The following is a 23,018-nucleotide window of genomic DNA, read 5'->3' as shown; positions in this document are numbered from 1 at the left end:
TACAACACACAATGAAATCTATAAAACATAATATATATAAAATGTCTATTTTGGCCATTGGTTTATCCTTGGTCGGATGTAAGGATTTTTTGGATGTCAATGATACCCCAAATAATCCATTGGAGGTGCCGGCATCAACATTATTGCCAACTGGGTTAGCAGGAACTGCATTTGCAAATTCAAACGAATTAAACCGATTCGCTTCTACGATCATGAGTGTTACAACGGGAGCCGCTGGCAGTCCACAGGATTATGATCGGTACATTATTGACGGTGATGACTTTGGAAATCAGTGGCGCTTTGAATTGTACGGAGGAGCATTAGTAAATTATAAAAAATTAATAGAAACTGCTGAAGCTAACAATGGACCCGCTTATGCAGGAATAGGTAAAATCATGTCGGCACTTAGTTTTGCTATGGCTACTGACGTTTGGGGAGACATCCCTTATTCTGAAGCGTTAACAGGAGATATTGGTGTGACGAGACCCAAACTGGATTCTCAAAAAGATATTTACCTTGGAAATGGTTCTAATATACAAAGCTTGTTTGATTTGACAAAAGCGGGCTTAGCGGATTTAGAAAAGGAGAGTCCAACAAAACCTGGAACTGATGATATTGTTTTTAAAGGAGATATTAATAAATGGAAAAGAGCGGGAAACTCTCTTTTATTAAAATTGGCAATGCAAATTAGCTTGGTTGAACCGAATCGTGCTAAGTCAGAGATCGAGGCCGTGTTAACAAAAAATCAATATATTAATAGTAATGATCAAAATCTTGCGATAAATTTTGGTGGACAAACAGGTAGTCAGGCCCCGATTTGGACATTATCCTATAACTCATTGTTTCAAAATGAATTGTTGATAAGTACGAGGTTCGTAAATTTGTTAAAAGGTACGAATGATCCTAGGCTACCGATATTTGTTACCCGCCCTAAAGGTGATTATGTCACAGCGGATAACGGGTTTGGAGGAACCTTTCCTCCCTTTGACGATCGTTCAAAATATAACGATTATGCAACTGGTGCTGAGGGGGAGGGACCGACTCGTTTAGTTACATATGCTCAAACTTGTTTCAATATAGCAGAAGCAATCATTCGATTCGGAGTTGCCGGAAATGCCCAAACTTTTTATGAAGCAGGTATTAAAGCTTCAATGAATGATGCAAAGGTAACGTCGAGCGACATAAATAAATTTTTTGCTGATAATGCTACAACAGTTACGTTAAGCGGTAGTAATGAGAAAAAGATAGAACAAATTATTACACAAAAATATATTGCTCAATTTGCAAATGGTTTGGAACAATGGAATGATTGGAGAAGAACTGGATACCCAGTGTTAGCTCCACACCAAAATGCAGGCGGGATAGACGGAACTAGACCAGTTAGAGCAGTCTATCTTAGTTCTGAAGTTCAACGTAATCCAAATTTTCCACAGGGCACAGCAATACCGCAATCGAATGTCAAAGTTTGGTGGGATGTTAATTAAATAAAAAAGAAGATGAAAAAAAATTTAATATACTTTATAGTAGCTGTAATGACATTCATGGTGTCATGCAACAAAGATTATACGGAATTCTATTCGGACAATCGACCTGAAATTCCAGTTACATATGAGGGGGCCTTGACAGAAGGATTTAATCCTTACATTAAAGTCCCGTTGGCAACGAATACGTTCACATTGACTCTGACAATACCAGAGAGTTCTAGTAGAAAAATCAAGGAAATTTCGAAAGTATTAGCTGGAGGTACTTCAATTAATGCTGGTGGGGTTAGGGCGGGTACCTATATTACTAATCCCATTGCAGGAGCTGGTAATAAGGTTGTATTTAATACGTCTGTCTCGGAATTTAGGAGCAAGAGCGCGGCAAATGAAAAAATCATTAAAGATTTTGAAAATTCTACAACACTAAAAACACAAGAAATAGCATTTATGTTTTTAGTGACTCTTGATAACGGACAGGAAATTATTCCTGTGCAAGCGAGAGTATGGCTAACAAAATAAAATTTTGAAAGACTTTGCTAACAATGAAGGAACGTCTCATAAGTAATTATGAGACGTTTTTTCTGTCTTGAACTTTAAGATTTTAGATACTGGTACGAAATCTTCAGAAATTCCACGATATGGTACCGATAAATTAGCTAATTCATCATAGTTGTAGTTTATTACCAAATCATTAATTTTATGTATATAAATTAATAGTCTAACAATTTATTAACATTAACTTAATGTTGAGAATCTATTTTTACGGCGTTGAAAGAAGAGCGCTTATACGATTTAATGAAACCCTATAATGCGCTTAAAATTCATTCATTATATTAGAGATTATTTTATTCAAATGAAACTATTGAGCTTTATTCGAGCTAAACAACGAATTGAATAAAGCTGATAGCTCCATCACAGCTGAAAACAAACCAAGTGCAACAAGCTCATTTATATGGATGAGACTGGTCACTTGTAAATAAATTAAATAGATGAAAAAGGCACTTTTACTCGCAACTCTGATCGGTCCAGCAGTAGCCATGGCGCAAAATAATAATGCACCTTCAAGTTATGATCCACATGATATCAAAATCACAGGATACCTTCAGACGCAGTTTCAAAAGGCTCAATCGCCGGGAATAACCTCTTTCTCCGGTGGTGATTTTTCTAAGAATTCAGACAATCGTTTCATGATCCGACGTGGACGCCTCAAGATTGACCGTGTGGATACTTACTCAAGTATTGTATTCCAGCTCGATGCGACACAAGATGGTGTACAGTTAATGGACGCTTTTATTCAATTACGCCACCCTAGTCAGAAAGGCTTGAGTCTGACAGCAGGTCTCTTCAACAGACCATTCGGATATTCTATTGTTTATTCTTCTGGCTACCGTGATTTCCCCGAACGGGCGCGTGTTTTCCAGACGCTAATGCCGCGTGAACGTGACCTTGGGGGGATGGTCAGTTACCACCCTGGAGCCAAAATGAAATTCCTGAACTTGGACTTGGCTCTGGTAAACGGAAGCGGCCACTCCGCCAAAGACTACGATTCTAAAAAGGATCTGATCGGTAACCTAGGATTTAAATTCGATAGCCTTGCAGATAAAAGATTGCAGCTCGGATTTGGTGGCTCTTTCTATAAAGGTTCTGTCCGCAACGACACCAAAACATACTACACTGCGATTGCTAATGGCTATACTGCGCATACCAGTGATGACAATGAAGGAAAAGCCATTGGTCGAAACTACTATGGTGCAAACTTTCAGATCGAACTGGATAATAGCTTTGGAAAATCTAGCTTCAAGACGGAATATGTAGCCGGTGATCAGCCTGGTGTCGCTGGAGGTGCGGATATTAAAGGTCCGTATGCGAGCAGAAGTTTTACGACACAGCCTGCTACAGATTTATACCAACGGAAATTTAACGGTTATTATCTTTGGTTTACACAAGAAATCGCAAAAACAGGTGTTACAGCTTTATTGGCTTACGATGTCTATGACCCTAATACAAAGGCAAGTGGCATGACCATAGGAATGCCTGATAATTTTACGGCGGATGGTGATGTCAAATTTAGCACATTGGGCTATGGTGTCGCTTATCAGATCAGTAATAGATTAAAACTTACGGTATATAATGAGCATGTGACCAATGAAAAAACGAGCTTGAAGAATTTTTCTGATGATCTGAAAGACAATGTTTTTACAACGCGATTGTTATACCGTTGGTAAAATGTACCAGGTCATTTTATTGAATGTTTAAAAATTAAAGCAAACTCTCCGACTTAGGCAGGATATTTGATCATGTGGTGAAATAAATGACTTGGGTTCTGAAAAGAGAAATTGCATGAGAATAACATTCCTATTTTTATTGTTCTTGTCTTTTGCTTCCTGTACAGGGAAAAAAGACATTGGACAATTCGACAGCCGGACAGAGATGCTGGCTCATATCCGTAAGCTTTCCCCTCAGGATCGGGCGAATTTTTTTAAACAGCAGGTACAATTGATTGATACTGCCCTAGCGAAGGTAAAAGAGCAAACCATTTATTTTAGCTTTTCAATGGGATTATCTTCAGGTGATCCCAAGGAAATTAATTGGGATACGGTAAACTGGAATCGGATGGATATCCAAAATAAGGCCTTTATTATTCCTAATCCTGATACACTGAAAGCTGCATTTGAAAGCTATGCCACTACACTCAAAGCGGTACAAAGTTTTGGTATTCCACATTCATCATTTGAGCTAGATGCTACCGATGATAAAATATCGGAAACAGGGCAGCTCTCAACCTCATTTAAACAGCTCTTTCAAGGAAATAACCGCCTTGATTCATCCGAAGTCGGCCTTTTGCCGGTTAGTCAGGCGCTCGTGGAAATAAAATATCAACTTCCACATGAGTTGGACTCATTGGTAATCGCTCCAAATGCCAAAACGGTGAAATATATGGGCTACGATTTAACGATCGATACCATTAGTCCACAGGGTATAGAACTCGATCTACCGCTGGATTTATATTACAATTATCTTGGTCACCGAGGAGAAACTCCAAATGATAAATTGGTGGAATCGAATTCTTATTCGGCGATGCCACTTTATGGACTACATCCAGAAATTCAGAAACAGGCGAAGTCGGCTGGACAGTTGTTTCAAAAATTCCAAACCGCAGCGGTAGAGGATGCCATGCTTGACCGCTTCGAACCTCAGTTTACTGAAGCGATGTTTCAAGGTTTGAAAAAGTTGAATTACTATCAGTCAGCTATTGAGAAAGACCTTAAGGTATTGTTGGGCGATAACAAGAATGCAGATGTATTTGACGTTATCAAAAAGCTTAGAGCATATATTGAATCCAATGAGGAGTACCTAGGGCCTGTTGAACAGCGACTCTCCATCTCATTCCCTTATCCTGTAAAGCAATTTTTATTGTATTTTGGAAAATCAAATGAAACAATTAAAGCAGAACGCCAAATTCCTGTTTCACGTACTGCCTCCTATGGATATATGACCTATTTAGATCAGGAAGCAAAGAAATATGGTATTGTGGATTCCATGGGTAATGTAATTATTGAACCTCGTTTTAAAGAATTGACACGTAGCAGTCAAGATTACTTCTTTGATTCAAGTGATAGCATTGATTATTTCTTAAATGTGAAAGATAAAAAGCTGGAGCCTGTCAAAGCTGGTTACCGATTTGAGCGGAAGCTTAATGCGGATTTATCCGTATTTAAAAATAAAAAGGAAAATCTGGGTGTGCTTCGCAATGGACAAGAAGAAATAGTGCCTTTTAAATATACAGCTATAGAAAAACAGGGCAAGTTATTTGTTGCAAACTATACACTAAGGGGACGCGAGACTTTTGATCTCTATACATTAAAAGGAGATCTTATTGAAACCCCTTTATTAAGTACCGTTGATATGCTTGCTGATAGTAGCTTTATGGTACGTAGCAAGTTGCATAAATTCGGAGTTTTAAATACCAGCGGAAAACTGGTCATTCCTTTGGAATATGATAAAATTGAGGGATTAAAAACTGCGAATTGGGTGTACGTCACTAAAGGTCGGGAGACTTTTTTGCTAGATTATCAGAATAAACGGGTTGATCTTCCCGCAAACCTGAGATATATAGATATCAGTCGGAGTGCCGAAGGGATGATTCCTTTCTCTGATTATGATGGCTACGGTTTTATTGATCTGAACGGAAAGATTGTTATTCAGCCTCAATATAGTAATATTACCGAATTCTACAGGGGTCATGCATTGGTTCGCACTGCAAAGGAGGAGTTGTTCCTGATAGATAAAAACAACAGGATCTTCAAAAAAATTGTATTACCTCCTTCTCCGGATGGTTCTCAACGCTTGGATGTTGCCTTTTCAAAGGATGGCACAGGATATTTCACCATGGGAGAGATTGTTCTTGACAAGGACGGAAATGTTGTTCATGTTTCTATTGATGACCTCTACTAATAAGACAGGTAGAAACTTAAAAAATCAAAACGGATGAAAAGTAAAAAGATAGGGACTATAGGCATTGCAATCTTATCGCTTAGCATATTTGCCTGTAAACAGTCTGTCAAGCCATACGCAGAAGCCCCATTGCAATTGAAAGGGGTTGATATGAATGTGGATCTCGCAAAATTTCTAAGTAATGAGGATCTTTTCCGGGGTAAAGTCGATATGGTGAATCTCGATGTGGAAGAAAATGAAATCGTACTTGAGCGAAAAAATCTTCCTGATAGCACAGTCTATTATGTTCAATATAATGTCAATTCGAATAAGAATGACATCAATCTGGCGGATTATGGTAGTTTTAAATTTAAAACACTTGAACTCCTCACAGATCTAGCAGAAAAGGAGGTTTTTGCCTGGATGGCTGAACAGGAGGATGTATCTGCGGATGATGTGAATAAACTAGTGGATCAGATTACATTGGATAATCCCGAGGCGACAATGAATTCGAGGGAATTGGAAGGTGTTTCCTCGGGATTGCGCTTGATCTGGCATACCAAGGATAAAGTATTTCAACTTGTAATCCCTGAGATAGAATCTTTGCGTTTTGATCGGAGTAATGAGGAGTATAGTCCTTCTTATGATGACGATGGTAATCCTATCGAACCGAAAGAGACGTTTAGCAAGGAGCAGATCATTACTTTGTTTAAAGACAAATTAAAGGATTCAGCAAAAAATAAAATAACATTCTTTATTGCCAAACCTCAATTTGATAAGTGGTTCCGTGACAACTCACCAAGTTCGCGAGGAACGATGACCCGATATGATTAGTATCCTCACGTGATATTTTTTCGGATACGGCTTAAAGAAGAAGCTGTAATACCCAAATAGGAGGCCAGCATTGTTAAGGGAACACGATTTGCCAGTCCGGGATAGAGCTTTAGAAATAGCAGATAGCGTTCCCTGGCATCAAGATTCATCATGGTATTTGCTGTTTTTAATTTGCTTTCAATCACAAACCCATACAGCTTGGCCATCAATAAGGGCCAGATTTTGATCTCTTTTTCTAACAACAGGAAATTATGGATATCAAGACTCCATAACTGCGCATCAGTTACAGATTCGATATAGTCATTGGACGGGGTACGATCCAGAAAACTTTGGAAATCCCCGATAAAGCGGCCTTCGTAAATAAAGTAACGTGTAAAATCATCACCTTTATGATTATAATAAAGGGAGCGAAATACACCGCTTTCTACGAAGGCGATGCTGTTGTTAACCTTTCCACAGGTGACAAAATAGCTGGCTTTTAGAATGCTCTTCTTCTCGAATGCCTGCCTGATTAGACTTTCCTCCCGCTGATCAAGCTGACCAAATTTTCGGATAAACGCTAAAAGCTGTTCCATATTGCTTATATTAATTACCTAAGATAATCAATTCTTCTCGTTGCGGTCCTGTAGACAGATATTTGATGGGTATATTTAACTCTTCTTCCAAAAAGGAGATAAATAGCTTCAGTTCTTTTGGGATTTGTGCCCGCTGATCGATTTTACCCAAAGGGCAATTCCATCCGTCTAAAAATTTCCAGATTGGCTTTGGGGCATTGTCTACGCATGTCGGAGCAGCTAAGGTTCTTGTTTCACCATCTGTCTCATATGCTGTACAAATTGGAACCTCGGACATTCCATTTAGAATATCCGCTTTTGTCAGTACCAGATCGGTCACACCGTTTAACATGACAGCATATTTTAATGCAGGTAGGTCAAGCCAGCCCACCCTTCGCGGCCGTTTGGTATTGGATCCAAATTCACCACCTTTTTCACGCAGCTCATCGGCAAGGGAGCCCGTGATCTCCGTTGGAAATATGCCGTTTCCAACGCGTGTACAATAGGCTTTGGTAACACCATAAATCTTATCGATAAGCTTAGGCGATACGCCTAAACCTACACATGCGGCGGATGCGATGGTGTTTGAAGAGGTCACATAGGGGTAGGTACCATGATCAATGTCCAATAATGTCGCCTGAGCTCCTTCTGCCAGTACTTTTTTATTGTTCTTAATTGCTTCATTGATGATTATTTCTGTATCCTTAATTTGTAACTTTTTTAAAAAACTGCATGCCTTCAGAAAATTATCATATAATTCTTGTACCGGCGGCATATCCTGCCCCAAAGCCTGTAATTCGGCATACTGTTTATTTAAAATTTGGAAAACATAGGTTTCGAAATCTTTGGAAAAGATATCCCCCGCACGTACATTCTGCCGAAGTATTTTATTGGAATAGGTGGGTGCAATACCATTTTTAGTCGTTCCGATAGTGCGATATTGCGACGACTCTTCGAGGTACATATCCCAATATTTGTAAGTAGGCAATACAAGATGGGCTTTCTCTGAAATTAGGATTCGATTGATTATTTCTGTGTCAGAAATAATGGATTGAAGCTGTTCCACTTCTGTTTGGAGAGCCAGAGGATCGATCACTACACCGGTACCAATAATATTTTTGATCCGGGGATAAAAGATTCCTGAAGGCAGTAATTTGAGGGTGATCCGTTTGCCTTCGTGATAAATACTATGTCCGGCGTTTGCCCCGCCATTGAACCGGGCAATAATGTCATAATCACTGCCGATCAGATCAATGATTTTTCCCTTTCCTTCATCTCCCCACTGGAGCCCAATTAAAATATCCATTTTGCTGTTGTTTTGAATTTACGGATCAAAGCTAGGGGATAACAGGGAGGGGACAATTGCCATTTGACAAAAAAGCACAAGCGATGGTGTTTATTCCCTGAAAAATTTATCAAAGAGAAATCAGGTTGGTTTTTAACCTTGTTTTCGTCCGAGTTGCTTGATTTTAAACAACCATTTATTCCGCGTTTTTGTATCCGAAGTCTTTATAATTCCGATGTAAGTGACTTTTACTGGTGATACACCACAAAATAGTAGGGTAGATCTTTTGAGTTGATTTACACTCGGTCTACCAAAGACCAAAGCATAATACCAACCGGGCTGGTCCAGAGTTGTTATTATCCTTGCCGATTTTCCTTTGAGTAATTTGTCCCAAAAAAGAGAATTTTCACGGTACTGGAAAGCAAAGCCAGGTAGAAAGAGTCTATCGATAAAACCTTTCATCATAGCAGGGAGACCGCCCCACCAAACGGGATGTACCCAAACTAAATGTTCGGCCCATAGGATATCTTCCCAGGCTTGTAGGAGATCTGGTTCGAGTTCTGTTCGCTTCTGGTATCCAAACTGGAGATTGGGATTAAAATTCAAATCTGCAATATTAATCGATCGAACCTCCGCTCCAGATTCTTCGGCACCATCTTGATATGTTGCAGCAATGCCAAAATTGAAGGATTCCCTATTGGGGTGACCATTGATGATAAGTATTTTCTTCTTCATGTTATTCTTCTGATAACACAAAAGTAGAGGTACTGGTACTTGAATTATAGGACAAATGTCTAAAAAGTAATTTCACTGCGGATTCGACTTAAATGCCGTTGTGTGATGCCTAGGTAGGACGCTAAATACTGCAACGGTATTTGTTGTACAAATTCGGGCTGATCTCGGAGCAAGACCGTATAGCGTTGCAAAGCAGTTTCTTTCTGCAATTGAAAGATACGTTTTTCAAGTTCTAGGTATTGCTGTTCAGCAATCATTTTAAGATATTTTGTCCATACTAGACTTTCGGCGGCAAGTTTGTCAATAGCACTTTTTTTGATGACCCAGAGTTCGGCGGGGCTGAGGGCCTGCATGGTTTCAACACTTGGTCCTCCTGTAATAAAAGATGAGTAGGCAGCGATCAAACTATTGGGAAATCTGAAACAATAGGTAACGTCTTCGGCACTTGAGGTTGTATAGTACGAACGAAAGATTCCGGATGCGATGAAGGCAACCTCGTTACAGGGTTGATTCTCCTTGACAAAATAGTCATTTTTGCTCAGCCTTCTGAATTCAAAAAGCTGAACAATCTCGGTAATTTCTTCCGGGTTAAAAAGACCTAAAGATTGAAAGTAAGCTGCTAGCATAGGGATCAAACTTAGATAAATTGCTTTAGCAATACAAAATAAATCTGCTAGGATCCACCTCCCTTTCTCATTGTGTGATTATTTTTTTGATCAATACGATTTGTCCCAGATGATAATAACTATGCTCAATCACCCCCTCCATATTCCTCAGATAGGAACCATATTTCTCATCAAAAAAAGGCTGGCTAAAAATTTCTGTATCAAATTGCTCGATTTTATCTGCAAAGCGCTCAGCATTTCTGATAAAATCATGCCGGAGTTCATCCCAATCTGTCTTACTGGTTATTTCAGGTAAATCAAAACTGTATTTATCATTAATTTCCAACTTTCCAGTTTCAAATGCGGCAAGCAATCCCTTTAAGTAATAATTGATGTGATAGGTGAGTGCAGCAATGGTATTTAAATTGTTGATCTTGAGGATAGCCTGTTCCCAACTGATATCTGCTAGTTGTTCTTGGTAGTTGGTATTTGCAATCCAATGACCATTTAATAAAACTTCTCTAAGTCTGCTTGCAATAAATAGCTGCTTTTCCATTTCCCGTTAAGATTTTCTATTGATAATTATTCCTTTGTTTTTGATAAAAAATTGGATTTTTTAAGGAATGTCAGTATCGTAAGGTTTATATCATTTTTATAATTCTAATTTACATACAATTTTCTTATTCTCCATCTTGGGTTAATCTCTTGTTAATAAGACTTTTGTTTTTTGTGCAAAGTCATTGTTACCAATAGATCATGTTTGCACTAACCGGAAAAATAGACCGATTTTAAAGCATAGACAGCGATGTCGAGCTGGTTATTCACACGGAAATATAGTTGCCAAACAAACTAAATAAACCTCGGGTTTTTATTGATAATTAGGCATCTACCATGCGTAAAAAATCGCCATAGAAATCGGGAATATCACTGTGATAAATAGCCGCTGCGACTTCCTCAATCGGATAATCTACTTTAACTATTTTGGCTTCTATGTTTTCTTCTGTCAGCGTAACTAAGGCATAAGAAGCCTTTCTGTCTTTCTCTTTGCTTCGGCCGACAGACCCACAATTGATAAACAGGACTTCTTCAGTCCGTTGGACATAGGAGTGATGGGTATGACCCATGACCAGGATATCAATGGCTCTTTCGCGCAATTGAACGGACAGGTCTGCTTTGGGTGTTGATTCATGAATGTATTCATCATTACTATGAAGACTGGCATGCACAAGCAGGATCTTTCTAAGATGATTACCGACTTTGAACGTTAATTCAATATTGTAAGGTAATGTTGCCAGCCATTTTTTGTGGACAGCTGTTATATCGTTTTTGCTGAGATTGATGGCGATGTCACGGTTTACTGTTTCGATTGCATCGTGGTGTGGTAAGGGAATAATACGTTCATCGAAGGCAATCCGCTGATCGTGATTTCCGAGTAAACAGGTGATATTTCTTTCCTGTATTCGGGCAATAACCTCATTTCCCCATGGGGCAAAATCGACCAGATCACCTAAACAGTAAATCTGTGTTACCCCGCTCTTTTTTATATCCGCTAGTACTTCATCCAATGCTACAATATTGGCATGTATATCACTTATTATTGCAAGTTGTATCTTCATCTATCCTACAAACTTAGCCATTCGAAGCGCAACTTAACAGTATGGTTATTGTTTTTAAAAAGAAAATGAAATTGGTATTATATTCATTAAGATGAATCGTGAGTAATAGAAGCGAAAATCATATACAATATTTTAATAAGTATATATTTTACAACAGTAAGATATATACTTATTCTCTATCAAGTTGATTAAAGATTCATACCACCAGATACTTCAATGCGTTGTCCATTGATCCATCGGGCATCCTCAGTACACAAGAAGGCCACAACTCCACCAATGTCGTCAGGTACACCAGCACGACCTAGGGCTGTTACACTCGCGATATGAGCATTGGTTTCTTTGTTGTCACGAACATGTCCACCGCCAAAATCTGTTTCAATAGCTCCTGGTGCGACTACGTTCGCTGCAATACTCCGAGGGCCTAGTTCCTTGGCCAGGTATCTTGTCAAGACTTCGATGGCACCTTTCATCGAGCCATAAGCAGAAGAACCAGGAACCGCGAAGCGGGCAAGACCCGAAGAAATATTAATGATACGCCCACCATCATTTATAAAAGGAAGTGCTTTCTGGGTTAGAAAAAAGACACCTTTATAATGGATATTGTAAACAGCGTCAAATTGCTCCTCCGTCGTATCCATAAAAGGAGCATACAATGCCGTGCCCGCATTATTAATTAGAAAATCAAAGTTTGATTGACCTGTTTGATTTTTTAGATGTTCGGTTATTTGTGTTATAAAATGATCGAAGGATTTTGTATCTCCGGCGTTGAATTGAAATGCCACTGCATGTTGTCCCAAAGCCTTAATCGTAGAGACGACATGATCTGCTTCTTCTTTATTGCTATTGTAAGTCAGTATGACATCAATTCCTTTTTTAGCAAGATTAATTGTCATGTTTTTTCCCAAACCTCGGCTTCCGCCAGTTACTAAAGCGATTTTATTTTTAGCCATTTTTATTTTGTTTTAAAATTTAATAAGACAAATTTCGCATGAAAAGTATCTGCTGAGTTTGTGAAAAGCAAATCAATATTTGCGAAATTCAAATTATAATCGTTGAGAACGATAATTGTTTGGTGAAAGCTTGGTCTGCTTTTTAAAGAAATTAGAAAAATGCGCTATTTCCTCAAAACCGAGTGAATAGGCAATCTCTGAGATATTCCAGTCCGTTTGCCTGAGGAGGATTTTTGCTTCTTGTATAATTCTTGCGCTGATTACATGTGTTGTTGTCTTACCCGTATTGTCCTTGAGAATTTTATTGAGGTGGTTTACATGAACGGCGAGACGTTCGGCAAAATCATTGGCAGTTCGTAATTGCAACCGTTGCATCGGTGATTCTATTGGAAACTGCCTTTCCAATAATTCGATGAAAAGAGAGGTAATTCTGGTTGATGCATTGTGCATGGGGTTACTGATACTTTTCGGTTGTAGCTTTTGTCCATAATGAATGATTTCAAGAACATAATTCCGTAAAAGATCATATTTAAACCTATAATCAGAAGATAATTCCTTGTTCATCTTTTCGAAAATTCGCTCAATTTCGATGCGCTGTTCGGTTGTAATCTGGAAAATAGGAAGTCCACCAGGTTGAAAGATAGGTAGATCATCCAGTACGACACCACTTTTATTTCGTGCTAGAAATTCATCAGTAAAAACACAAAAATAGCCTTGTTGATGTTCGTCTTTGGGTATCCAATGGTAAGGAACTTTCGGTGTTGCAAATACCAATGCAGATCCCTCAATTTCGATTACTTTATCAGCATATTCGGCTGTATTCTTTCCTGTGATTAAACTGATTTTGTAATAAGTTCGCTTATTGTAAGGCATGATGGGCTTCTCTTTCAGCTTTGCAGCGAGCTCCTCAAAGCTAAATACATTGAAGTGTCCGATCTCACGCGCTATTTCCTCGGGTATTGAAGCATTGATCTCATTGTAGAACTGTTCGATTGTAGTTGTTTTCATATCAATTACATTTGCAATAATCAAATTTACCTTTTTTATTCTTTGGTTGGAGATTAGTCTAATCTAGCCATTTAAAGATTGACTTCTATTTTCATTTTAATGTCAATAGTCCAATTATATTTTGCACAATATAATTTTTCAATCTACATTTGTGTTGTTGAAACAAAAACAAATTAAAATATGAAAACGTTATATACCATAGGCGCGACAGCCACAGGCGGACGAAACGGTCAGGTAAAAAGTGAAAATGCTGTATTGGATCTGGCGGTTCGTATGCCGAGGGGTCTTGGAGGTGCGAACGATGATTATGCAAACCCAGAAATGCTTTTCGCTGCTGGCTATGCTGCCTGCTTTGATAGTGCTTTGAATTTGGTGATTAGACAAGAGCGGATAAAAACAGGTGAGACCAAGGTTACCGCTCAGGTAAGTATTGGACAATTGGAGAACGGTGGTTTTGGTTTAGCGGCGGAATTGCATGCCAATATTCCTGCAGTCAGTTTGGAGGTGGCACAGCAACTAATTGAAAAAGCACATCAGGTGTGTCCATATTCAAATGCTACCAGAGGTAATATAGAGGTGAAGTTAACAGTATCAAACAACGAATAATAGATGAATCATATTGCCACAGTGCTCACGATGCTTGTACTCATTGAACATGTCTATATTGTATGGATGGAAATGTTTGCTTGGGAAACTGCTGGAAGGCGTAGTTTCGGTAAAGCGCTAGCTGCCGAGTTATTTAAACCGACAAAAGGGCTTGCTGCTAATCAGGGCCTATATAATGGCTTTTTGGTTGCCGGTTTGGCTTGGTCATTTTTTATCAATGATCCGATCTGGAGTGACAATGTTCGCCTATTCTTCCTAGGTTGTGTTCTTGTTGCTGGTATTTTCGGAGGTATCACTGCAAGTAAAAAGATTTTCTTTGTACAGGGAATTCCGGCATTACTAGCAATATTATTCGTTCTTTTTTCAAAATAAACAAACAATTAAATGTCCTTAATAACAGACTTACAATGGAGACACGCTGTGAAAGCGTATGATCCGACAAGAAAGGTTACACAAGAAAATATAGACAAGATCTTGGAGGCAGCTCGGTTTGCACCAACTTCTTCGGGTTTGCAACCTTTTAAAGTATTGGTCGTTGAAAATCAAGCTTTCAAAGATGAGTTAGCAAAAGGAGCCTTAAATCCGGAATGCATGCGAGAATGTTCTCATGTGTTGGTTTTTGCGGCTTGGGATAAATACACCGAAGAGCGCATTGATAAAGTATATGATTTCACTACAGATGAGCGAGATTTACCTCGTGGGCGCTTTGGATCGTATACAGATAAATTGAAGTCCATTTATCTAAATGAGGCTGCGGAACGTAATTTTGTACATACAGCACGACAAACTTATATTGCTTTAGGTTTAGCTCTGGCACAAGCGGCAGAACTCAGGGTTGATTCCACGCCGGCGGAAGGCTTTGATAATAAAGTAGTGGATGAAGTATTGCAATTGGAAAAACTTGGATTGAAAAGTGTATCATTAATGTATGTAGGTGTCGCAGATGCTTCTCGTGACTGGATCTCTACAATGAAAAAAGTCAGAATGCCGAAAGAAGAATTTGTTGTTGAGTATAAATAGAAACATCATATACTTCAAACTTTAAGAAAACAATATCTTTGCAAGATGGATGATTTATTGAAACTGGACAAACAGTTATGTTTCTCCGTATATGTTCTGCATCGCGAGATTATGCAGCATTATCGTGCTATTCTAGCAGAAGTAGATTTGACTTATCCACAATACATCACAATGATGGCTTTATGGGAAAATAACGAACAAACCGTAAACCAATTGGGGGAGAAGTTATTTTTGGATAATGGTACCCTTACACCACTATTGAAACGATTGGAAGGCAAGGAGCTACTTACCCGTACGCGAAGTAAAACGGATGAACGAGTCGTAAAGATTCGTCTCACAGATCTAGGCTTGCAATTGAAAGAAAAAGCAGCCTGTATTCCGATGCAGATTTTTGAAGCTTTAAAACTGGATTATTCAGATATGCAACAGCTTAAAGCTTTGGCAGATAAAGTTGTCGCTAACGCGGGAAATGGCTAACATTTTAATGATAGATTTATTTTATCACATTTTTGTTGTTTTTAAGCAGAATAGATTATTTTTAGCTCATTCTAGGAATATTTAAATTTCATACGAAGAATGCGTTTAATTGCTATTGCCGTTTATTGTGTTTTGTTGGTTCTCTCGTTTGCAAGCTGTGAGGAAAAGAGGCGGGATGCAGAGTTATTAAAGTATGTTGCTTATAGTAATCGCGATAGTGCTCAACTTGAACTTGATCTCTTTGAAAGCCGTTTTCATGGAAAGTTACGTTTTTATAGACCCGGTGGTGAAATTGACTCGGGAGAGGTTCGGGGGAATATCAAAAATGATACCCTGAGCGGTGATTATTACTATACGCCATTCGGCTGGGGACAGAAAAAAAGGAGACCCTTTATTTTACTTAAGAAAGGGTCTCAATATATTTTAGGAACTGGTACCGAACAAGAATATATGGGAATTCCTCATTATATACCATCTACAATCAATTTCCAACAGGCTAAATTTATTTTCAGGAAGGTAGCTCGTTAAGATGTCCGGTTAAAAGTAAAGACTTACATGATACTTTTCAACTTAATATATTGTAGGAGCATAATTGTCTTGCCATCCTTGATCTCACCGCTTTCGATCATTGCTAAAGCATCATCGATATTAATTTCTAGGATTTCAATATTTTCCTCCTCTTCCTGCAATCCTCCTCCATCACTAACCTTCATATTGTTCGTATACTCCGCGATAAAGAAATGTAGAATTTCGGTAACCGAGCCTGGAGACATATACGCTTCAAATATTTTTTTTGCTTCCTTGATCTGATAGCCAGTTTCTTCTTCTGTTTCTCTACGGATACAATCCTGTGGCGAATCTTGATCTAACAAACCTGCACAAGCCTCTATTAACATTCCAGATTCATTCCCATTTATATAAGTTGGAATTCTAAACTGTCTTGTCAATATAACGGTTCGAGATGCTATGTTATAAAGTAGTATTACAGCACCATTTCCACGATCATAAGCTTCTCGACTTTGTTGTTGTACAGTTCCGTCCGGCTTTGTATATTGATAGGTGATTTTTTTTAAGGTATACCAATTATCAGATAGAATCTCAGTTTTTACAATTTCAATATCTTTGATTGCCATTTTTAGCGTATTAAGGTCAAGCTATAAAAGTAAGTATTACAGCCCATATTATTTTATTTTAACCCATCTTCCAAGACCTTCTTGTTTAACTTAAATTCCCTATAACCAAACGTGCCTGATTTATAGCCTATAACAGCACCAAATTCGATGTCATTTGTTGAAGAAGATTTAGCAAACACAGCTGAACGATATACATTCGATGAAGCTAAAGGTGTTTCAAATACACGGAAATGTATTCCATCCTTTGAATAGGCGAGATAATTCAAGTCCGAGGAGTACCTATCTACATTTCCTATAGCGAGACATAGAAAATAATAACCGTCAATATAGGCAGCTTGCAGATGCCAGGTCGAATAACTTTTATTTAATTCAAGCCAAGGTTTATTGATGAATTTGACTTGTTTGCTATTTCGATAGGCTGTAAAGTCCAGACCATTGGATGACACGCGCAGAAGGATGTTTGTCATGATAGGAGATTGATAGGTCGGCTTAAAATCTACTTCGTAGCTAAACATCCCAGTTTCATTTCTGATAAAAGAAGGCGATATGATATGATTGTCCTGAATAGAAGCTGGTTCATTGCTCGTGTATACAATTTCAAGTGGAGTCCAATGGATTCCATCGGTTGAAGTTTGTCTTACAATAACACGCTCGGCTTCCTGATTTAGTTTTCTCGTATTATTATCGCTCTTTGCACCCCATTGTCTTAAAATTTTATTGGAAAAGAAACATCCTCTATAATATAATTCAAACTCTTTTCCATTAAAGTTCCAATCGACATCAGACCAGTAGCCTTGGTTGGGTATGCCACTCGGAGGAATATAAGAATCTTCTATAGCAGGACGACGTTGTATGGGATTGGATAAGCCTGTGGGTGTGATCCATTCTTTGCCATCATTTGATACTACAATAGTGGGATTTTCGTATAATGATGCAGCTCGATCAGAACCTAATATACCAAAATAAGGTGTAAAGACCATCCAATATTTGTATCCGTTGAAGCCTTTTGGGAAATACTCAACATCAGGATGACAATAACTTGCATTTTTACCGGATATGTCCTGGATCAATTCAGGCCGTGACGATCCAGGCTCATTCGCATTTGCTATCGTATTAATTTTTATGGAAGCCAAATCAACTGTAAATCCTGCTGGAATAGGTATTTTGCTTCTATCAATTGGTTCGGGATCTACTGGAGTGATGCGAGATGGAATGTCTTTTTTACATCCAATAAGCAACAATAAACCTAATAAGAAATAGGTGGATCTCTTGAAAAACATTGTCGAACAATAAAAATATGAAAATGTAGATACGGTAATTTTTTGGTATTACTTTCCCTGTTAATTTTAATTTAGCCAAGACAAAATTGATGTATTTTTTTTATTTCGCAAAATATATTTTTTAGCGGTAATAATTAAATTTATTGGTTGTTGATCTTGTTTTTAATTTTATATATTAATTTATTTTTTAAATATTTTCCTCTTGTTCGCTTTTTGTGTTACTGTCTATAGAGAAGATTTAATGATGCATTTGGTTGTTTTGACCGAGTTCCTTCGTCTGACATTCTGCTAAGTTTGCTGGATAAGGAAACTCTGGTATGGAGTAGTCATTTTGTTTCGATGGAAATAGGGTGAGAATGTATTCAGTAAGGTTTTGTAATAGCTATTTGATTATGCTAACCAAATAGAGTCTGAAGAGAAAAAAATAAACTTAATATTGCGATAAAACTGTTCAGATTATTTTTTATGGAACTTGTTGATGAGCAGTCTGCCAAATGCAAAGTAGAGCAAAAGTACTGTTAGGCCACCAAGTATAGCGGGATTTGTATAGATATTCGTTATTCCATATTGATAAGAGAAGAGTAATAAAGCAATAATACATTGTAAAAGAGCATAACAGATATTGCCTGTTGGTGAATAACCAAAAAGTCCTAAAAATCGTATTTTGGCGATCCCAAAAATGAAGTGCGGTATCGCATTCGCTATCAATACAGCGATAAAAAAATCTATATAAAACATTGTTTTATTCTTTTTTCATTATTCATAAAAAATGTCAATGACGGTATTTGAAAGGCAAAACATTCTTCCTCTTTTACAATTTCATATAATGTATGACTTTTGAAAAAGTCAATTTTTAAAGGTTTGATCTCCTTTATATCAAAAGCGAGTGAAATGTTGGCAATATGTGACGAATTCAGATCCTGAGATGTTAATGCGCGGTTTTGAACAATAATTTTTTCAAGAAGCTCGCTGGGATGAGTTGATATATGCTGAAAATCGTTGGGAATTTTCCATTCTTCAACTGAATGGCAAATGACTTCCAGATCTGGCGCATTGCTGGTGCCGGGATCTATTTTTGTATGAATGTGATCATCAATATATTGATGGCTAAATGATAGGGGATGATGTGTAAACATCATATTGCTAAATAGGCGACTGCCTAAACAGTAGAGGAAACTGCTCATGCTATTGGAGACAAATAAGACCGTTGGTTCTTTAAATAGCTTGGTATCTGTTGCAATATAAAACCTCCAATTGCTTTGTAGTGGAGAACTATAAAATGACCTCAATCCATCTGGTTTAGCTGGTCCAAAATGACCATGACGATAGGTCAAAATAGAAAATAATACCTTCCCTTGAATAGCATTCACCTCTAGCCCTTGGGGAATCATGTCTCGAATTTTTTCGATAGGTATCATCCAGTTCAAATAAACGATGTTGGTGATTTCGCTCTTTAATTTTACATCTGAAAATGGGGGCGGAAATATATTTTTTATTCTCTTAAGGAGGGACCCATTTAAAAGGCTTTCAATACAGGGAGAAAGTATATTTCTTTTTGATGAGCGAAACTCTTTTTTTGTCAATGACATGGAATAGTAGGCTATTTATTGGAAGGAAGCTGGTACCGTTTACTGATCTCTTTCAATATTTTTTTGTAATATTTTGTTTTGTCAGATTCATCAATAACGACAATTTCCACATCGTTGGCTTTAAGTAATTGCATTTTATCAGCAGCGATTTGATGCCATTTTTTTGTGGTATAGTAAAACAGCTGATTTTGAATGAAGTCACTTTTTCTATAAAACTTATTTCGGGCACGATAGGTCAATAACCACCAGAGATCTATTTCCACAAAATCCAGCGATAGTCCCAAAATATGAATATCTTGGGTAAAGAACAGGTCTATCCATGATTGCAGCTGTAAGTCTTTTTTCTGTTTCAATCTCTTTATTAAAGCCGCTTTAGATACCGTATCCGAGGTATAATTAGTGCCATTTACAACATAATCTCTCATTTTCTGAAGCTGCCCACAATAATGTTCGTACCCCAGGTTGATGGAGCTGGGACTGTCACAATCACCATGGATATGCCAAAATGTTTTGTCCGAAGTTTCATGTCGGCGAAAAACACTGTATGTTGTTTCTCGGATCAGGCTTGTATTCTTCTTTGAAGTGGATCCTTCCAAACTAAATTCATAATTTGTTGTGATGATGTTTTTAGTGGGGAGGGCCCGGATCAACTGGTGTATTTCATTTTGATTTATCTGAGAGACACTCTCCGAGATATATGTTTTAAGTTCTTTCTCATTAAGATGCTGTATCTTAATTGCATTTAGAAAAATCTCTTCATACAACATCGGAAAAGGTTTTTGCCCATTTTCCAATGCCGTTACATGATATTTTGTTTTAATGTTAGACAGCAAATCGCTCCAACTGATTCCAGGGGAAATGTTATTGATATCATTGCCAACTAACAAGCTGAATTTATCCATTTTACTATTAATACTTATTGAAGATTCCCGCTGTGACCGGTAAATCAAATGATTCTGTACACATTATAATTTATACCTGTTGAGTACGAATCTGAATCTATCGGCTGGTCTCTAATTTAATAAAAAAGAATGGATGAAACGGGGCGCAGATTACTTTGCACCTTCATCTGTCCTAGACCTTCTTTTGACCAATATTCTTGTCGGAAATAGTGTTTTTTTTATTTTTATGACCATAAAAATCAGTTTCTTATGGGGAATCTGATCTCGAAAATTGTACCCTGATTCAACTTGCTTTCGACAGAGATTTTTGCATTGAGTCGGTCTGCAATTCTTTTCACAATTGATAGGCCGACTCCTGATCCATCAAATTGCATTGCATTAGGTAAACGATGGAATATTTCGAAAATCCGTTCAGTTTCTTCCGCTGACATTCCGATGCCATTATCCCATATTTTATACAAAACATAATCTTCTTCTATTTGGCTGTTTATACCTATTAAGGGTGCCGTTTTATTACTGCTATACTTGATCGCATTGCCCAAAAGATTTAGAAACAGTTGATAGACTAAGGTCTTTTCTCCATCAATTGGAAGGATTCGCCCTTTCTCGAATCGTAAGTTTTGGACATTAAATCTTACACTGCAATCATCAATGATATTTTCAATGAACCGCTCCGGATAGACAGTTTCGTATTCGAACTCATAGCTTTTGCTACGGGCGAAATCGACTGTTTTATCTAGCATGTTATTCATTAATAGGATAGCGTCCATCATGTTTCTACCTGCTTTTCCAAGAAATTCCTGAGTTAAACCGGGTCTGTCCCGGATCATCTGGGCTGTCATCTGTAGTGCGGCCAACGGGTTTTTTAGATCATGACTCAATGTGTAACTGAATGTTTCCAGAACATTATTTGTTTCAATCAATTTTTCGTTGAGCGCTTGGATTTCAATGATCTTCTTTAAGCAGGCTTCCTGAATGGTAATACTTAAGCTTTTTAAGAAATTAATTTCGCGTTCTTTCCATTTTGGGGCTGTGCCTTCGACTATTTTCTTCCAGGCATTGAAGGATGTGCGGGGAGAAGGGAAATTTATAGTCTTTGTTGGATCATAAATAAGCTGCTTTTCAGGTCGTCCTGCCCAGGTTTCCTCTACCTTTACTTCCTTTCGGAAGAAATAGATTTTGAAGTCTAATTTATTTTCCAAATCTATTCCAGCAATACCAGGAAATGGAAATGTAGTCTCGTTTTCATCTTGATGTCCTTTGAAATCGGATTGCCAAAACAATTGATCAGAAATTGTTCTACTGAAATGACTATCCAGATTTAATAACATATCTTTTTTTGGCGCATGGCCAACAATATGCCATTTGTCGAGATATTTAAATGCGATACCATCTGTTCGAAGGATGTCCATTAAGCTAGTGGTCAGTGCACTAATTACTTTGTAAAGATCTTTCTTTGTAAATAGATTTTGTCTGATTTCAAATGCGATACTCTTTGTTTTAAGTTTGAAGTTATTCTCTTCAATATGTTTATTGGCCAAAAAACTATTTACAGCATATTGCACAATGAAAATGGAAAGATGTCTTTGTGCTAGATCAATGTATTTGGGTAGTCTATTCTGACAAGCAACCAATCCCCATAGTTTTCCGTTGATGATGATGGAGAAACTACCACTTGCTTTTACTTGGGCATTTCGAAGATATTGCAGGTGTATGGGAGACATTGCGCGTATCGCTGTCATAGAGAGATCTAATTTCTCAGGTTCAAAGCCCCAAATCGGGACTGGGACAGCATCTACATCGGGTGTTACCCTGGCAAATATTTTAGTATAGAGTTGGCGCGCTTGTTGGGGAATATCAAACTCAGGATAACGATAGCCTAGTAATGGTTCCAAGTCGCCAACAACATGTTCAGCAATGACTTGGCCATCTCCACTCGCTGAAAATTTATAGATCATAACACGATCATAGTCCGTCACCGTAAAAATATTCTCAGCCAGAGCCTTCCAGATATCCTCACTGTCATTGATATGTTTGGCATAAAAGAATGTGTTTTTAAATTGATGCGATTGCGAACGATGTTGTTCGATCTCAATATATATCTTATTGTCAAAGGGATAGATACTTAGGTAATATGGGATTTGTTCCAGATAGATATCCGCAACATAACGGTGTTTGAAACTATCAGCATGATCGTGTAATATCTGATCAAGATCAATTGCATGTTGAATAGCTAAACAGTCGATAAACTTGGTCAAGCTTTGTCCCAAAAATACACTTTGCCTAGGTAAACCTGTTTCTGTCCAGTTTTCACTCCAGCCTATACAATTTTGGGTGGCATCAAATAGGATGAGACAACCAAAATGCTGTATTTGACCACAAAGATGTATGGGCTCTTGGTCACAATTAGAAAAATGATTATTGTCCATAAAATGCCTTTTGATATATTCTTCTAAAGTACAAAAATAAATAATTAAGGCATAGCTATTGCTGTCGGATATGTATTAAC

At 37.8% G+C, this 23,018-nt stretch carries 24 protein-coding genes; 10 read left to right on the top strand and 14 right to left on the bottom strand.

Going from position 1 to position 23,018, the window contains the following annotated elements:
* Positions 1-11: 11 nt before the first annotated feature.
* The 5 genes from ABFX33_RS02245 (at position 12) to ABFX33_RS02225 (ending at position 6,749) form a co-directional block, all read left to right on the top strand.
* Positions 12-1,484 (top strand): SusD/RagB family nutrient-binding outer membrane lipoprotein, encoded by a 1,473-nt coding sequence (locus tag ABFX33_RS02245; RefSeq protein ID WP_346084035.1) that lies wholly within the window; start codon positions 12-14, stop codon positions 1,482-1,484.
* 12 nt (positions 1,485-1,496) lie between these two features.
* Positions 1,497-2,000: a hypothetical protein gene (locus tag ABFX33_RS02240; protein ID WP_346084033.1), complete on the top strand. Its 504-nt coding sequence runs from the start codon at positions 1,497-1,499 to the stop codon at positions 1,998-2,000.
* 470 nt (positions 2,001-2,470) lie between these two features.
* Positions 2,471-3,706, top strand: coding sequence for a porin (locus ABFX33_RS02235; protein ID WP_346084031.1), 1,236 nt, complete (start codon positions 2,471-2,473; stop codon positions 3,704-3,706).
* 115 nt (positions 3,707-3,821) lie between these two features.
* Positions 3,822-5,936, top strand: coding sequence for a WG repeat-containing protein (locus ABFX33_RS02230; protein ID WP_346084030.1), 2,115 nt, complete (start codon positions 3,822-3,824; stop codon positions 5,934-5,936).
* Between the two features lie 33 nt (positions 5,937-5,969).
* Positions 5,970-6,749, top strand: coding sequence for a hypothetical protein (locus ABFX33_RS02225; protein ID WP_257092969.1), 780 nt, complete (start codon positions 5,970-5,972; stop codon positions 6,747-6,749).
* A 5-nt stretch (positions 6,750-6,754) separates the two neighbouring features.
* Here the strand turns inward: ABFX33_RS02225 and ABFX33_RS02220 are convergent, their stop codons facing one another.
* From ABFX33_RS02220 to ABFX33_RS02185, 8 genes are all read right to left on the bottom strand, one after another.
* Positions 6,755-7,324, bottom strand: coding sequence for a Crp/Fnr family transcriptional regulator (locus ABFX33_RS02220; protein ID WP_257092967.1), 570 nt, complete (start codon positions 7,322-7,324; stop codon positions 6,755-6,757).
* A 10-nt stretch (positions 7,325-7,334) separates the two neighbouring features.
* Complete coding sequence (locus ABFX33_RS02215; RefSeq protein WP_346084028.1) at positions 7,335-8,609, bottom strand: adenylosuccinate synthase; 1,275 nt, start codon at positions 8,607-8,609, stop codon at positions 7,335-7,337.
* A gap of 132 nt (positions 8,610-8,741) precedes the next feature.
* Positions 8,742-9,323: an NAD(P)H-dependent oxidoreductase gene (locus ABFX33_RS02210; RefSeq protein WP_346084027.1), complete on the bottom strand. Its 582-nt coding sequence runs from the start codon at positions 9,321-9,323 to the stop codon at positions 8,742-8,744.
* Between the two features lie 59 nt (positions 9,324-9,382).
* On the bottom strand, positions 9,383-9,949 hold the full coding sequence (locus ABFX33_RS02205; protein ID WP_346084025.1) for a Crp/Fnr family transcriptional regulator: 567 nt from the start codon (positions 9,947-9,949) through the stop codon (positions 9,383-9,385).
* A 67-nt stretch (positions 9,950-10,016) separates the two neighbouring features.
* Positions 10,017-10,484 (bottom strand): DinB family protein, encoded by a 468-nt coding sequence (locus tag ABFX33_RS02200; protein WP_346084024.1) that lies wholly within the window; start codon positions 10,482-10,484, stop codon positions 10,017-10,019.
* A gap of 322 nt (positions 10,485-10,806) precedes the next feature.
* Positions 10,807-11,544, bottom strand: a complete 738-nt coding sequence (locus ABFX33_RS02195; protein WP_346084022.1) for a metallophosphoesterase family protein — start codon at positions 11,542-11,544, stop codon at positions 10,807-10,809.
* A 188-nt stretch (positions 11,545-11,732) separates the two neighbouring features.
* A complete protein-coding gene (locus ABFX33_RS02190) occupies positions 11,733-12,494 on the bottom strand; it encodes an SDR family NAD(P)-dependent oxidoreductase (protein WP_346084020.1) in 762 nt (253 codons plus the stop codon).
* A 93-nt stretch (positions 12,495-12,587) separates the two neighbouring features.
* A complete protein-coding gene (locus tag ABFX33_RS02185) occupies positions 12,588-13,502 on the bottom strand; it encodes a helix-turn-helix domain-containing protein (protein ID WP_257092953.1) in 915 nt (304 codons plus the stop codon).
* Between the two features lie 180 nt (positions 13,503-13,682).
* On the opposite strand from ABFX33_RS02185, the gene ABFX33_RS02180 reads away from it, so the two are divergent.
* The 5 genes from ABFX33_RS02180 to ABFX33_RS02160 all read left to right on the top strand — a co-directional run bounded on the left by ABFX33_RS02180 (position 13,683) and on the right by ABFX33_RS02160 (position 16,133).
* The gene (locus tag ABFX33_RS02180) at positions 13,683-14,108 is read left to right on the top strand and encodes an organic hydroperoxide resistance protein (RefSeq protein ID WP_346084019.1); all 426 of its coding nucleotides are present in this window, start codon (positions 13,683-13,685) and stop codon (positions 14,106-14,108) included.
* A 3-nt stretch (positions 14,109-14,111) separates the two neighbouring features.
* The gene (locus ABFX33_RS02175) at positions 14,112-14,480 is read left to right on the top strand and encodes a DUF1304 domain-containing protein (RefSeq protein ID WP_346084018.1); all 369 of its coding nucleotides are present in this window, start codon (positions 14,112-14,114) and stop codon (positions 14,478-14,480) included.
* Between the two features lie 12 nt (positions 14,481-14,492).
* Positions 14,493-15,128 (top strand): nitroreductase family protein, encoded by a 636-nt coding sequence (locus tag ABFX33_RS02170; protein ID WP_346084016.1) that lies wholly within the window; start codon positions 14,493-14,495, stop codon positions 15,126-15,128.
* A 45-nt stretch (positions 15,129-15,173) separates the two neighbouring features.
* Positions 15,174-15,605: a MarR family winged helix-turn-helix transcriptional regulator gene (locus tag ABFX33_RS02165; RefSeq protein ID WP_257092945.1), complete on the top strand. Its 432-nt coding sequence runs from the start codon at positions 15,174-15,176 to the stop codon at positions 15,603-15,605.
* Between the two features lie 99 nt (positions 15,606-15,704).
* On the top strand, positions 15,705-16,133 hold the full coding sequence (locus ABFX33_RS02160) for a hypothetical protein (RefSeq protein WP_346084015.1): 429 nt from the start codon (positions 15,705-15,707) through the stop codon (positions 16,131-16,133).
* Between the two features lie 23 nt (positions 16,134-16,156).
* Here ABFX33_RS02160 and nudK read toward each other — a convergent pair whose 3' ends face one another.
* The 6 genes from nudK to ABFX33_RS02130 form a co-directional block, all read right to left on the bottom strand.
* Entirely contained in the window at positions 16,157-16,738 is a 582-nt protein-coding gene (gene nudK, locus ABFX33_RS02155; RefSeq protein ID WP_346084013.1) for a GDP-mannose pyrophosphatase NudK, read from the bottom strand.
* Positions 16,739-16,791: 53 nt separating this feature from the next.
* Positions 16,792-18,018 (bottom strand): hypothetical protein, encoded by a 1,227-nt coding sequence (locus ABFX33_RS02150; RefSeq protein ID WP_346084012.1) that lies wholly within the window; start codon positions 18,016-18,018, stop codon positions 16,792-16,794.
* A 456-nt stretch (positions 18,019-18,474) separates the two neighbouring features.
* The gene (locus ABFX33_RS02145; protein WP_346084011.1) at positions 18,475-18,756 is read right to left on the bottom strand and encodes a hypothetical protein; all 282 of its coding nucleotides are present in this window, start codon (positions 18,754-18,756) and stop codon (positions 18,475-18,477) included.
* Positions 18,744-19,607 carry a DUF2071 domain-containing protein gene (locus ABFX33_RS02140; protein ID WP_346084009.1) on the bottom strand — a complete coding sequence of 288 codons (864 nt, stop codon included), beginning with the start codon at positions 19,605-19,607 and terminating at the stop codon, positions 18,744-18,746. The genes ABFX33_RS02145 and ABFX33_RS02140 overlap by 13 nt, the downstream gene beginning before the upstream one ends.
* Before the next feature lie 11 nt (positions 19,608-19,618).
* Entirely contained in the window at positions 19,619-20,509 is an 891-nt protein-coding gene (locus ABFX33_RS02135; protein ID WP_346084007.1) for an SIR2 family protein, read from the bottom strand.
* 239 nt (positions 20,510-20,748) lie between these two features.
* Positions 20,749-22,938 (bottom strand): ATP-binding protein, encoded by a 2,190-nt coding sequence (locus ABFX33_RS02130; RefSeq protein ID WP_346084006.1) that lies wholly within the window; start codon positions 22,936-22,938, stop codon positions 20,749-20,751.
* Between the last annotated feature and the right edge of the window lie 80 nt (positions 22,939-23,018).

It is taken from the genome of Sphingobacterium ginsenosidimutans (assembly GCF_039536865.1).
GTDB classification, from domain to species: domain Bacteria; phylum Bacteroidota; class Bacteroidia; order Sphingobacteriales; family Sphingobacteriaceae; genus Sphingobacterium; species Sphingobacterium detergens.
The sequence above is the reverse complement of the archived record's forward strand: the minus strand, read 5'-3'. Positions and strand labels throughout refer to the sequence as shown.